The organism is Pseudomonas sp. UBA7530 (genome assembly GCF_002479365.1).
In the GTDB taxonomy this organism is placed as follows: Bacteria; Pseudomonadota; Gammaproteobacteria; order Pseudomonadales; family Pseudomonadaceae; genus Aquipseudomonas.
Genome location: NZ_DLMS01000011.1, coordinates 1,087,422 through 1,100,060 on the forward strand (window position 1 = coordinate 1,087,422; position 12,639 = coordinate 1,100,060).

Genomic DNA, 12,639 nt, shown 5'->3' on the forward strand with positions numbered 1-12,639 from the left:
CGGATTGCATCCGGGCTACGGGGCGGCTGTAGCCCGGATGCAATCCGGGAGCTTGTACTGACCATGCGACCCAGCCACTTGCGTCGCTGGCTCATACTCGCTTGCATACCCCTGGCCCTGCTCTGGCTCGCCGACCGCCTGTTCCCGCTGCCCCTGCCCGAGGACGACCTGGCCCGCGTGGTGCTGGCCGAAGACGGCACGCCGCTGTGGCGTTTCGCCGACCATGACGGCGTGTGGCGCTACCCGGTGACGCCGGAAGAAGTATCGCCCTACTACCTCGAAGCACTGCTGACCTACGAGGATCGCTGGTTCCGCCATCATCCCGGAGTTAACCCATTGGCGCTGGGGCGTGCGGCCTGGCAGAACCTGACCGGCGGGCGTGTGGTGTCCGGTGGCAGCACGCTGTCGATGCAGGTGGCGCGGCTGCTCGATCCGCATGGCCGTGACTTGCCCGGCAAGCTCAAGCAGCTATGGCGCACCGCGCAGCTGGAGTGGCATCTGTCCAAGGACGAAATCCTCACCCTGTATCTGAATCGTGCGCCCTTCGGTGGCACCTTGCAGGGCGTGGCCGCTGCCAGTTGGAGTTATCTGGGCAAGCCGCCAAGCCAGCTCACCCGCGCCGATGCCGCGCTGCTCGCCGTGCTGCCGCAGGCACCCAGCCGCTTGCGTCCGGATCGCCATCCCGAGCGTGCCCAGGCGGCGCGCGACAAGGTGCTACGCCGCCTGGGTGAGTTCCAGGTTTGGCCGCAGACCCAGGTGGACGAAGCGCTGGAAGAGCCGGTGTTTCTCGCGCCGCGCCGCGAACCGAGCCTGGCGCCCTTGTTGGCGCGGCGGCTGAACCGTGCCGGCAGCCCGCCGCTGATTCGCACCACCCTCGATGCCGGTTTGCAGCTGCGCCTGGAAGACCTGCTGCTGGGCTGGCGTGCGCGCCTGCCCGAGCGCACCTCGGCGGCGATCCTGGTGGTGGAGCACGAGAGCATGGCGGTTCGCGCCTATCTCGGCTCGGTGGATATCGGCGACACCTCGCGCTTTGGCCACGTCGACATGGTGCGCGCCCTGCGTTCGCCCGGCTCGACGCTCAAACCCTTTCTTTACGGCATGGCGCTGGATGCCGGGCTGATCCACTCCGAGTCACTGCTGCAGGACGTGCCGCGGCATTACGGTGACTACCGCCCCGGCAACTTCGCCGCCGGCTTCATCGGTCCGGTGTCGGCCAGCGAAGCCCTGGCCACCTCGCTCAACCTGCCTGCCGTGCAGCTGCTCGAAGCTTACGGGCCGAAGCGCTTCGCCGGCGAGCTGCGCAGCGCGGGGCTGCCGATTCGTCTGCCGGCGCTGGCCGAGCCGAACCTGGCGCTGATTCTCGGTGGCGGTGGCTCGCGGCTGGAGTCGCTGGTGACCGGCTACAGCGCCTTCGCCCGTGGCGGCATGGCCGCCCGCCCGCGTCTGCAGCCGGATGACGAGCTGCGCGAGCGCCGGCTGCTGTCGCCCGGTTCGGCCTGGATCATCCGGCGCATCCTCAGCGGCCAGGCGCGGCCGGATCGCGATCCGCGCGCGCAGCTGGCGCAGCGTCCGACCCTGGCCTGGAAGACCGGCACCAGCTATGGCTTTCGCGACGCCTGGGCCATTGGCGTCGGTCCGCGCCATCTGATCGGCATCTGGATCGGTCGCCCGGACGGCACCCCTGTGCCCGGCCAGTTCGGTCTGGCCTCGGCCGCGCCGCTATTGCTGCAGGTGCATGATCTGCTGGTCAACCGCGACAGTCAGCGGGGCATCGCGGCGCCGGCCGATCCGCAGCCGGCCGAGGTTGGCGTGGCCGCCATCTGCTGGCCGCTGGGCCAGCCAATGAGCAGGGACGATCCCAACTGTCGACGCCTGCGTTTCGCCTGGACGTTGGAGGGCACCACGCCACCGACCTTGCAGGCCGCCGATCAGCCGCTGGGCAGTGGCTTGCGCGAACGTTACTGGATCAATGCCGAGGGGCATCGCGTCGGGCCTGCCTGTGCGGGTGCCGAGACGCGCGAGCTGGCGTTGTGGCCGGCGCCGCTGGAACCCTGGTTGCCACGACGGGAACGACGTACTGCACGTTTGCCGAGTATAGATCCGGGCTGTCCACCGCCACGCAGTAGCCAGGTGGCGCCGCTTTCCATCGTCGGTGTACGCGATGGTGATCGCCTGCGCCGGCCGCAGGGCAGTCACGAACCGCTGCGCCTCAGCCTGTCCGCTCTGGGCGGCAATGGCCGGCGCTGGTGGTTTCTCGATGGCCAGCCAGTGGGCGATAGTGCCGTGGATGCGTCCTTCAGTCACGCCTTCGACAGTGGCCGGCATCAGTTGAGCGTGCTCGACGAAGGCGGGCAGACCGCTCGTCTGGAATTTAGCGTCGGGCCCTGAGGCGAGTCGTCCGCCAACCCGCGGCCAGCGGCCGCTCTGGCATCAGCACCGGTCAGTGCTGCCCATGGTGCCGAATCTTGTGAATAAAGCCTGGCCGTGCGCCGCCGATATGAAACCAGGCGGTAAGCAATTGCAATTTGTGTACATTTTTGTATCCAATTGCCTGGCCCATTACAAGAACAACCGGGAGAAGCCCCCATGCGCCTCTGGCAACGCAGTATTCAGTGGCAATTGATCCTCAGCATGGGCGCGGCCCTGCTGACCAGCATTCTTATCGTCGTCGGCATCTACTCCGCGGTGGTGGACCGTCTGACCGAGCGCTACCTGATCGAAGAGGCGCTGCCGGCTCGGGTACTGGCGATTCGCAACGACCTGGAGCGAGTGCTGACCGCGCCGATTACCGCCAACGCCTCGATTGCCGAGAACAGTTTGGTGCAGGACTGGCTTGCGGCGGGCGAGGAGGCCGCACGGCGCGACGAGTTCGCTCGTTATCTCGAAAGCGTGCGCGCCCAGCAGAACGCCATGACCACTTCCATCGTCGCCCTGGCCAGTGGCAACTACACCACCGGCGAAGGGCTGGTGCGCACGCTCGACCGCAGCCAGGCGGAGAACCAGTGGTTCTACCGCCTGATCGACGGCGAGCGCGACCGCGTGCTGGAGATCGACATCGACAAGACCACACGGCAGCCCACGCTGTTCATCAACCAGCGCATCAAGCGCGGCGGCAAGACGCTTGGCGTGTCTGGCTTGGGCTATAGCCTGGCGGACATGTCGAAAATGATCAGCGACTTCCGCTTCGGCGAGCGTGGCCAGGTGTTCCTGATCGACAGCCAGGGCAACATCAAGGTCCATCCCAATTCGCAGCTGAGCGGCAGTGGCAAGCTCGGCGAGCTGTTCGGCGCCGATGCCAGTCGCCAGGTTCTGGCTGGCGACAGCCGTGCGTTGCGCTTCGAGCGCAATGGCGAGACCTTTCTTGCCGTGGCGCAGAAGTTCGCCAGCATAGACTGGCTGCTGGTCAGCGAAGTGCCGGAGGCCGAAGTCTACGCCGAGGCGCGTCAGGCGCTGCTGATGACCAGCCTGATCGGCGTGGCCGTGGCACTGCTGTTCCTTGGCCTGGTGGTACTGCTGGCGCGCGGCCTGGTACGGCCGATCCGTCAGGTGACCCAGGCGCTGGTGGAGATCGGGGGTGGTGGGGGCGACCTGACGCGGCGTCTGGATGAATCGCGGGCTGATGAGCTGGGCGACCTGGCGCGTGGCTTCAACCGTTTTCTCGCCAGCCAGCGCGATTTGATCGGTGATGTGCTAGCCACCAGCGAGCGCCTGCGCACTGCTGTCGGTCAGGTGGCGCGGGTGGTGGAGAACACCGCTGGGCGCGCGGGCCAGCAGCAGGATATGACCGATATGGTGGCTACCGCGGTGAACGAGATGGGCTTGACCGTGCAGGAAATCGCGCGCAACGCCAGCGACGCTGCGCAGTCCTCGCACAGCGCCCGCGAAGAAGCGCAGAGCGCGCGTCAGGTGGTCGGGCAGTCCATCGCCCATATCGAACGGATGTCCGCCGATATCGGCAGCGCCGCGGATGCGGTAACCGAATTGGCCGAGCAGGTTGCGTCCATCGATCAGGTACTGGCGGTGATTCGCGGAATCTCCGAGCAGACCAACCTGCTGGCGCTGAACGCCGCCATCGAGGCGGCGCGGGCCGGGGAAATGGGCCGCGGTTTCGCCGTGGTGGCCGATGAGGTACGCACTCTGGCCAGCCGTACCCAGGCCTCGACCGACGAGATCCAGCAGATGATCCAGCGCCTCAAGCAGGGCGCGGAAACCGCGGTCAGCTCGATGCACGCCGGCCAGTCGGCTACCAGCACCGGCGTCGAGTCCAGCCAGCGTACCGGGCAGTCTCTGCGGGCCATCACCGAACAGGTCGAACGCATCAGTGATATGAATACCCAGGTGGCGGCAGCGACCGAAGAGCAGAGTTCGGTGACCGAGGAGATCAATCGTAACGTGCAGGGCATCGCCGATCTGGCGCACGCTACCGCCGGTGAGGTACGCGCCTGTCGCGAGGATTGTCAGACGCTGAGCCGCCTGGCTGACGATCTGACCGGGCAGATGGGCAAGTTCCGTCTCTAGTGGTGATGGCTTTCGTAGGGTTCGCTGTCGCAGCGATTATCACCGCTCGGGTGCGCCCAGCCTGGGCGGCCCTGCGAGCCCTACTTAAACCCCGCGCGATCCTGAGGCCGCCGTGCCTCAGTGATCGGCCGCGACTAGGCGGTTGCGGCCTTCACGTTTGGCGCGATACAGCGCGCCATCCACGCGCCGGAAGAAGGCGTCGGCGTCGCCATCGTGCCGTTTGCTGAAGCAACCGACGCCGAGGCTGGTCGTTAGCTCCAGGCGCTGGCCGGCCAGCAGCAGGCCTTCGTTCTCCAGTTCCTGACGAAAGTGCTCTGCCAGGTCCCATGCCTGAGCCAGGGTGGTGCCGGGCAGCAATACACCGAATTCCTCGCCACCAAGGCGCAGCAGTGCGTCGGCATCGCGACGGAACACCTTACGCATGCGCTCGGCGAACGCGCTCAGGCAGGCATCGCCGCCGGCATGGCCATGCTCATCGTTCACTTTCTTGAAGAAGTCGATGTCCATCAGCACCAGCGATAACGGTTCGCCCTGGCGCACGGCGTTGGCCACCAGGCTGGGGAACAGGTTGTTGAACTGATAGCGATTGCCCAGCTGCGTCAGGCTATCGGTGCGGCTGAGCAGGTCGAGCTGATTTTGCTGCTCGAGCAGCTTCAATTCCAAATCGAGCGTGGCGCGGTATTCGCGGTGATTGCGGCCGAGTACCAGCACCAGATAACCGAGGTAAAAGGTCAGCGTGATCAGCATCGCGTGCTGTTGCTGCCAGTTCAGCGCCATCACCAGCAGGCCTGGCAGGTAGAGCAGCCCCAGCGCCAGCAGCGCGCGGCCACGGCGCATGGCGAAGTTGAAGGTCATCGCCGTGCTGAAGGCCACCGTGGCCAGGGTGGCGACCATTTCCGAATCGTTATAGGCATCGTTGTAAAGCGCCAGGGCGTGAGCTTGGCCCCAGCACAGCGCGGTCAAGAGGATCAGCCCCCAGTGACGATCCAGCCAGCGCTGCAATTGCTCGGGCTTGCTCAGACCATCGGGCCGGTGCAGCAGACGTGCCGCCAGGAGTGCGCCGAATAGCGCGCAACCTAGCACTCCGCCAAGAATCAGCTCGCCCGGCGCAGCGCTGAAGACCCAGGTCAGAAGCCAGGCGAGCAGATAAAAGATACCCCCCAGGCGCGTGCGAATTCGGGTGTCATCCACTTCACGCCACAGGGCAAAGGTATTGGGCTGGAGCGGTACTTCGGCATTGGTCATTTTTGTGATCACAGAAGCTGCTCGCCGGAGCATAGCGCGTTTGACGAGGCAAATCATGTCGCAATGCCAGTATCCGCCGTGCGGTAAGTAGACGTTGGCGAGAGTGCTAATCACGCTTGGTTACCTTTGTTCCGCTTGGCGGGCTGAACCGCTCTAACATCAGGCTGTCCCAAATGTGCCTGGGAGTCGACCAACTGCAACATCGGTCCGGCACACTGCGGCGTATCCACTACTTAATGCGAGAGCTTTCGATGCTGTCCGCCATTATGGGGAGGCTAGGAAGGCTACCTGTCGTGAGTCCATGGAAATGGGCGCTGTTGTTGTTCTCGCTGCTGGCCATTCATCAGGTGCGCGATCTGCATTTGGATGATCGCCTGTATTTCTGGGCCAAGACCATTTGGTACGAAGACACCTGGGAACCGCGCAGTTTGTGGCTACCCGAATACCGCGTGAGCATCGATGCCAAAGCTGTTGGCGGCGTGACCGACAATTTTTCCGGCTTGAGCTACGACGACGATCGTCAGCAGATCTGGGCGGTGGTGAACAATCCGGAGCAGTTGTTGCTGCTCGATCGTGAGGGCGAGCTGCTGGGCCGTTATCCCCTGAGCGGTTTTTCCGATGTCGAAGGTGTGACCTATCTCGGCGACGGCCTGCTATTGCTGGCCGAGGAGCGCAACCACGCGCTGGTCATGGTGCGGGCACCGGAGAAACCGGGGCCGCTGTTTCGCGAGGACTGTCGTGCGCTGACGCTGGGCATCGGCCTGGGGGGCAACGAGGGCTTCGAGGGGCTGGGCTACGACCGTGCGGGTGACCGCCTGTTCGTGGTCAAGGAACACTCGCCGCGCAAGCTCTACGAGATTCGCGGACTCAAGCGCAGCATGGCTGGCGACTTCGACCTGGAAATCATAGATCGACAGGAATGGGTCGAGCAGATGCCGGTCACCGACCTGGCATCGGTGCACTTCGATGACCGCACCGGCCATCTGGTGGCGCTGAGCGACGAATCCAAGCTGTTGGTCGAGCTGGATCGTGACGGCCGCCTGGTCAGCTTCCGCTCGTTGCTTGGGGGCTTTGCCGGCCTGCAGGACAGCGTGCCGCAGGGCGAAGGGGTGACCTTCGATGACCAGGGCACCCTGTACCTCGCCAGCGAGCCCAACCTGTTCTACCGCTTTGAGCGCAAGTGATTCAGCCGCGCCGGATCATCCAGATTCCGGCGACGATCAATGCCAGCCCTGCCACCTTGCCCAGGGTGACGGGGGATTCGCGAAAGCCGGCCCAGCCGAAATGGTCGAGGGTGATGGCCATGGCCAGTTGGCCGGCGATCACCAGCACCATGAACAGCAGCGCGCCAACACGCGGCCCGGCGAAGGCTGCGGTGGCGATGAAGAAGGCGCCGAGCAGGCCGCCGCTCCAGTGCCACCAGGTCAGCTCCTTGAGCGCGCCAAGGCCGGGCAGCTCGCGCTGGCTCAGGGTCATCAGCAGCAACGCCAGGCTGCCAACGGCGAAGGAAATCAGCGCAGCGGCGAAGACGCTGGAAAGGTGACGGGCAAGTTGGCCATTGATACCGGCCTGCAGAGGCAGCACCGCGCCAGCGAGAAAGGGCAGGGCCAGCAACCAGCCGCTGAGATGGTTCATGGGTAACTCCAGGGAGGACAATCGGGTTTTGCGGCGAGGGCGTTACAGCAGGGCTTTTTCCAGCTGCACCAACGCCACGCGGCTGCCGTCCGGCGCGCGGCGTTCGACGATGCCGGCGGCGCGGTAGCCGAGGCGGGTGTAGAGCAGCAGGCCGCCGGCGTTGGCGTTGAAGCAGGACACCTTCATCAGCGGCGCCTTATAGCGTTCCCGCGCGAAAGTTTCCATCACTTCCACCAGGTACTGGGCCACGCCCTGGCTGCGGGCCCAGGGTGCCACCATCAGGTTGCCCAGGGCGCAGAATTCGCCATGCTGCCATTGGTAGAAATTGGCGAAGCCGACGACTCTGCTGGCAAGTTCGGCCACGGTGCTTTCGCGCCGCTCGGCGACGGTGGCGGCAAGCTGGTCGACGCCCAGCGGCCAGGTGGCCCTGGGGTAGCAGAAGAACAGCTCATCGAGGTTCTGCGGGAAACCGGCCACGACGCCGAGGTCGGCGGCCGTGGCCGGGCGGTGTTGCAGGTTCGCGTTCAAACCGGTTGGCCCTGTCAGCGCGGTGGATATTGCGAGAGCACCTGGGCCACGGTTTCGCGGATCGCCCGTTCGCGTTCGGCGGGTGTCGGCGGCTGGCTGCGCATGATCTGCTCGCCGCTGCCGCGCCATACCAGCTTGCCGTCCCTGGCGTCGTACAGGTCGATCTGCAAAGTGGCGACCTTGTAGTCCACGCGGCGCGTTTCGGTGAAGGCCGGGCCACCCCAGTAACCGCCCCAATAGCCACCCCAGCCACCGCCGTACTGGGTGGTGATCTGGTCCTGGCGCTGGTCGACGATCAGCACGCTCTGCACCTTGAGGTCGGCCTTGCCATCGGTGGCCTGACGCAGGCCGCGCTGGTCGAGTTGTTCGGCCACGGCCTGGCTGATGCGCGCCTCGGTGATGTCGCTCTTCAGGCGGGCGTCATCGGGCTGGTAGGCGAGCTTGTCGTCCATCCAGCTCCAGGTGCGATAGGCGGCGAAATCACGACTGGGGTCGAAGTCGCGCTCCAGGCTGACGCTGGCGCAACCACTCAGCAGCAAGGCGAGAAGCAGGTAGGGCAGGGTACGCATGTCGTTCTCCAGAACGGTCGATCAATAAGGGGGATAACCGTCCAGCGCTGCGCGGATAGCCACGCGCATGGCATCGGTCTGGGCCGCCTGATCCTTGCCGGCCACGGCTTCACCGCTACCGGACCAGACCACCTGACGGTCGCGTGGGTCGATCAGTTCGATGCGCACCACGGCCACTTTCTGCTCGTAGGTGCGCACGATGGGTACGCTGCCGTAGGCGCCGTAGCGACGATCCCAGTCGCTGCCGGTGCCATAGTAGCCGCCGACGTTGTCCTGATACTGGCGCAGTCGGGTTTCCTGGCTGATGCGAGCGCTGACCAGCACATCGCCGGGGCCGTTGAGCGCCGGGCGCAGGCCGTATTGATCGAGACCGGCGCTGACGCCGTCGGCCAGTTCACTGCTGGGCACGCGGCCGTCCAGCCAGCTCCAGTTGCGGTAGCGACCGTAATCGCGCGGCGCTGCCGGGTAGGCGCTGCGGTCGAAGGTCGTGGCCGCTTCGGGCGGCGCCGGTGGCATGGGTAGCGACTCGGCCTGGTAGGGGTTCTGGCTCTGGCAGGCGGCCAGCAGCGGCAGGATGAGTATGGCTATGGCAGTGCGCATGGTCGTCTCCGTGGTCGCGCGCGACATCCCCGATGGCTTCAGGCTACGCCGGGCTGTCGGCTTCGTCCAATGTGCTCAGGTCGGCCGACAGATCCAGTGCAGATAGCGGCCCAGGCCGGCGAAAGTGGGGTGGCGCCGATGGGCCAGCTCCATTTCCAGCAGGTCGATCAGCTCGGCCTTGGCCTGGAATTCCTGCGGCATGTAGTCGTGGAATACGCGCACGCCGCTACGGCTTTCGACCTGCCAGTATTCGCTGAGTTGCGTGTCCAGCTCGCGCGGATCGAGCGGGCGCTGCGGGGTCAGGCTCTGGCCTTCGCCAGCGAAGCGTTCCTTGCGCAGTTTGCGGAAGTGCCCCTTGAGCAGGTTGCGATAGATCAGCGCGTCCTTGTTGTAGAAGGCTAGCGACAGCCATCCATCCTTGGCCGTCAGCTGGTGCAGCAGCGGCAGGATGGCCGCCGGCTCGGCCAGCCATTCCAGCACGGCATGGCACAGCACCAGATCGAAGGGTCCCTGCAGCTGGCCGAGCAGCTCCTGCCAGGGCGCCTGGATGAAGGTGGCGCTCTGCCCGGCTTCGGCGAAGCGTTGACGTGCCCCGGTGAGCATGGGTTCGGCAGGTTCTGCCAGAGTGACCTGATGGCCGCGCTGGGCCAGCCACAGGCTCATGTGGCCAAGCCCTGCGCCGACATCCAGCACGCGCAACGGGCGGTCCGGCAGCGCTTCGGCCAGGTCGGCCTGCAGCACGGCGAGGCGGATGGCCCCCTTGGCGCCGCCGTAGATCTTCTCGGCGAAGCGGGTGGCGAGTTCGTCGAAGTGGCGGTCGCTCATTTGAGAAAGCGCCGTTCGTTGTCTGCGAGCTTGTCGAGCACGGCCTGATTCATATCCAGACCCAGCTCGCTGCACAGTTGCAGCAGGTAGAGCACCACGTCGGCCACTTCCTGGCCGGCATGCGCGAGCTGGTCGGGAGGCAACTGGCGGGATTGTTCCTCGCTCAGCCACTGGAAGATTTCCACCAGCTCGGCCATTTCCACGCTGGCGGCCATGGCCAGGTTCTTCGGGCTCTGGTAACGGCGCCAGTCGTTGTGATCGCGAATGGCGTGCATGCGCGCGGTGAGTGCAGCGATGTTCATGGGGCGGCTCCTTTCGAGCCGCATAGCTTCGGCTCGAACGCTACGCGCTGCAAGGTGTGGTGCGCGAAAGGCGGGGCTTGCATGGTGTAGGAGCGGCTTCAGCCGCGATCAATCCAGCCAGCGGCGGGCAGCCCCGGATTTCATCCAGGCTAGAAGGGCGCGCGGGTTGTCTCCCCTCTCCCGCTTGCGGGAGAGGGCCGGGGGAGAGGGTTACCCGGTAATACTGGCGCCGCTTGAATCATTCTCCCCAGCATGGCCCGTAGCCCGGATGCAATCCGGGGGCGCGTGTCGAGAATATCCACCCGGATTGCATCCGGGCTACGTCAGGCAATCAACGGCTGCCAGCTTCCGACCATATGCGGCGTATCGTCTTCACCAATCAGGCGGAACTGGCCGCTTGCAGCCGGTTCGCTGGCCTGTAGCGCCAGGTGAGTGGGCAACAGCACCGGTTTCTGGAAGCGCACCTGCACTTCGTAGCCGGCCTGCGGCAGGTGTGCCTGCAGCGCGCCCAGGCTGCGCGCCTTGTTCCACAGACCGTGGGCGATGGCGCGAGGGAAGCCGAACAGTCGTGCCGTCAGCGCATGCAGGTGAATCGGATTGTAGTCGCCGGCCACGCGGGCGTAACGCCGGCCGGTATCGGCGGGGGCGGCCCAGTCGGTCAGCGGCGCCAGCGGCAGGGGCTCCTGTTCGGCTCGGGGCTGCGGCTGTCCGTCGAGGCGCAGGGCGCGGCAAAGGATGCGGCTGTCGCCTTGCCAGAGCAGGCCGAGCTGGTCTTCCAGACGGGTGATCACGCTGAACGTGGCGCCCTTGTCGTGCGGCTGCAGGTCGGTCGCCTGCACGCTGACCTGGAACGGGCCCAACCCACCCAGCGGGCGCAGCACGCGGATGCGGTTTTCCAGATGCACCAGACCCAGCAATGGGAAGGGGAAGCGGCGGTCGGTGAGCAGCTGCATCTGCAGTGGGAAGGCGAGGATGTGCGGGTAGACCGGCGGCAGATAGGCGCTCTCGGCAAGGCCGCAGACCTGGCGATAGCGCGCCAGGTGCTTCGGGTCCACGATCACTGGGCAGCGCAGGCCAATATCGGGTAATTGACGGCCTGTCACCTTGCGCCGCAGCGCGGCACGCAGAAATAGGCCGGGCAGGGCCGGTGGGGTATCGAGATCGAGCCAGTCGATGGCCATTGGCGAACTCCTTGGCAAATGGATGACAGCAGCTTAACCCTCAGACCTGCGCTGTCATTGGCTGTTCTGCCTGGCGTCTGTGCAGGTCAGTCAATCGGTCTGCTGCGTGTTTGCGCACGGTGGTCCGCAGCCCTAAGATGGTGCGGCCCACGAATAATGCTCACGAATAAGAACAACAGCAGAAATCATGCGTGATCTGACCGACGATGTGGCGCTGATGCGCCCGGTAATCGATGCCCTGCGCGCCAGCGGAAACGATCCTGACCGCGTGCTGGTGCATGTCGGCCTGCCTCCCGGCGGGCTGCCCGCTGGCCGTTTCCCTCATGCCGCCCAGGCCGTGTTCTGGAAGGCCGCCAGCGAAGAGTGCGGCGAGGAGCATGTCGGCCTGTACCTGGCCCAGCACCTGCCGGCCTTTCACGGCCTGCTGCTGGAATACCTGTTCCTCTCCAGCGAAACCTTCGGCGCCGGACTGCGCCATGCGCTGCGCTACGTGCGCCTGCTCTCCGATACCCTCAATGCGCGGCTGGACGTAGACGGCGAGATAGCCGTGCTGACCCTGGGCGTGGAGGCCGATACGCCGCGGCACTTCCCGGAGATGCTCGCCGGCGCGGTGATCCGCCTGTTCGCCGCGCTGACCGAAAACGATTTCCGACCGCGTGAAGTGCGCTTTATACATGCCGAGGGCGCGTCCGCCGAGCGCTACCAGGCGATCTACGGCTGCCCGGTGCGCCTGGGCGCCGAGGACTGCGCGCTGCTGTTCGACGCCGCAGTGCTGGACAAGGCCTCGCGCCACGCGGCACCGGAGCTGCTGCGCATGCATGAGTCGCTGGCGCGGCGGCAACTGGCAGAGGTGGAAAGGCTGGATCTGGTGCGCCAGGTGCGTGAGCTGATCGCCGAGCTGCTGGTCGACGGCGGCGCAACGCTGGAGCAGGTGGCCGCTCGCCTGAACATGCCGGCGCGGCGCCTGCGTGAGCGCCTGGCCATGGCTGGCGTGCGCTTCAACGACCTGATCACCGACTACCGTTGTCGCCTGGCCAAGGAGCTGCTGCTCAAGACCGACGAGCGTATCGAGGTGATCGTCGAGCGCACCGGTTTCTCTGAGCCGAGTACCTTCTACCGCGCGTTCAAGCGCTGGGTCGGCGAAACGCCGGTGGAGTTTCGCAAGCGCGGCAAGGGCTGATGCCATCCTGTGGGAGGGGCTTTAGCCGCGACAGTCGCCGCTGAAGCGCCTCCCAC

At 65.7% G+C, this 12,639-nt stretch carries 12 protein-coding genes and 1 pseudogene; 5 read left to right on the forward strand and 8 right to left on the reverse strand.

Features of this window, described 5'->3' with window-relative positions:
• Positions 1–63: 63 nt before the first annotated feature.
• The 3 genes and pseudogenes from pbpC (at position 64) to B2U07_RS23165 (ending at position 4,518) form a co-directional block, all read left to right on the forward strand.
• The gene (pbpC, locus tag B2U07_RS18780) at positions 64–2,388 is read left to right on the forward strand and encodes a peptidoglycan glycosyltransferase PbpC (RefSeq protein WP_275547245.1); all 2,325 of its coding nucleotides are present in this window, start codon (positions 64–66) and stop codon (positions 2,386–2,388) included.
• 243 nt (positions 2,389–2,631) lie between these two features.
• Positions 2,632–3,654, forward strand: a pseudogene (locus B2U07_RS23160) (cache domain-containing protein); the annotation flags it as partial.
• A gap of 135 nt (positions 3,655–3,789) precedes the next feature.
• Positions 3,790–4,518, forward strand: a complete 729-nt coding sequence (locus B2U07_RS23165; protein WP_419096366.1) for a methyl-accepting chemotaxis protein — start codon at positions 3,790–3,792, stop codon at positions 4,516–4,518.
• Positions 4,519–4,635: 117 nt separating this feature from the next.
• Here B2U07_RS23165 and B2U07_RS18790 read toward each other — a convergent pair whose 3' ends face one another.
• On the reverse strand, positions 4,636–5,763 hold the full coding sequence (locus B2U07_RS18790; RefSeq protein WP_275547243.1) for a GGDEF domain-containing protein: 1,128 nt from the start codon (positions 5,761–5,763) through the stop codon (positions 4,636–4,638).
• Positions 5,764–6,014: 251 nt separating this feature from the next.
• Between B2U07_RS18790 and B2U07_RS18795 the strand changes: the two genes are divergently transcribed.
• Complete coding sequence (locus B2U07_RS18795; protein WP_275547242.1) at positions 6,015–6,947, forward strand: SdiA-regulated domain-containing protein; 933 nt, start codon at positions 6,015–6,017, stop codon at positions 6,945–6,947.
• A gap of 1 nt (position 6,948) precedes the next feature.
• Here the strand turns inward: B2U07_RS18795 and B2U07_RS18800 are convergent, their stop codons facing one another.
• From B2U07_RS18800 to B2U07_RS18830, 7 genes are all read right to left on the reverse strand, one after another.
• Positions 6,949–7,398 (reverse strand): DMT family transporter, encoded by a 450-nt coding sequence (locus tag B2U07_RS18800; protein ID WP_197859145.1) that lies wholly within the window; start codon positions 7,396–7,398, stop codon positions 6,949–6,951.
• A 42-nt stretch (positions 7,399–7,440) separates the two neighbouring features.
• Positions 7,441–7,926: a GNAT family N-acetyltransferase gene (locus tag B2U07_RS18805; RefSeq protein WP_275547241.1), complete on the reverse strand. Its 486-nt coding sequence runs from the start codon at positions 7,924–7,926 to the stop codon at positions 7,441–7,443.
• Positions 7,927–7,940: 14 nt separating this feature from the next.
• A complete protein-coding gene (locus B2U07_RS18810) occupies positions 7,941–8,495 on the reverse strand; it encodes a DUF4136 domain-containing protein (RefSeq protein WP_197859147.1) in 555 nt (184 codons plus the stop codon).
• A 21-nt stretch (positions 8,496–8,516) separates the two neighbouring features.
• Complete coding sequence (locus B2U07_RS18815; RefSeq protein WP_197859148.1) at positions 8,517–9,095, reverse strand: DUF4136 domain-containing protein; 579 nt, start codon at positions 9,093–9,095, stop codon at positions 8,517–8,519.
• 75 nt (positions 9,096–9,170) lie between these two features.
• Positions 9,171–9,920, reverse strand: a complete 750-nt coding sequence (locus B2U07_RS18820; protein WP_275547240.1) for a methyltransferase domain-containing protein — start codon at positions 9,918–9,920, stop codon at positions 9,171–9,173.
• The gene (locus B2U07_RS18825; protein WP_197859150.1) at positions 9,917–10,222 is read right to left on the reverse strand and encodes a nucleotide pyrophosphohydrolase; all 306 of its coding nucleotides are present in this window, start codon (positions 10,220–10,222) and stop codon (positions 9,917–9,919) included. Before B2U07_RS18825 ends, B2U07_RS18820 begins: the two co-directional genes overlap by 4 nt.
• 323 nt (positions 10,223–10,545) lie before the next feature.
• Positions 10,546–11,403 (reverse strand): MaoC/PaaZ C-terminal domain-containing protein, encoded by an 858-nt coding sequence (locus B2U07_RS18830; RefSeq protein ID WP_275547239.1) that lies wholly within the window; start codon positions 11,401–11,403, stop codon positions 10,546–10,548.
• Between the two features lie 187 nt (positions 11,404–11,590).
• Between B2U07_RS18830 and B2U07_RS18835 the strand changes: the two genes are divergently transcribed.
• Positions 11,591–12,583, forward strand: a complete 993-nt coding sequence (locus tag B2U07_RS18835; protein WP_275547238.1) for an AraC family transcriptional regulator — start codon at positions 11,591–11,593, stop codon at positions 12,581–12,583.
• The last annotated feature ends 56 nt before the right edge of the window (positions 12,584–12,639 follow it).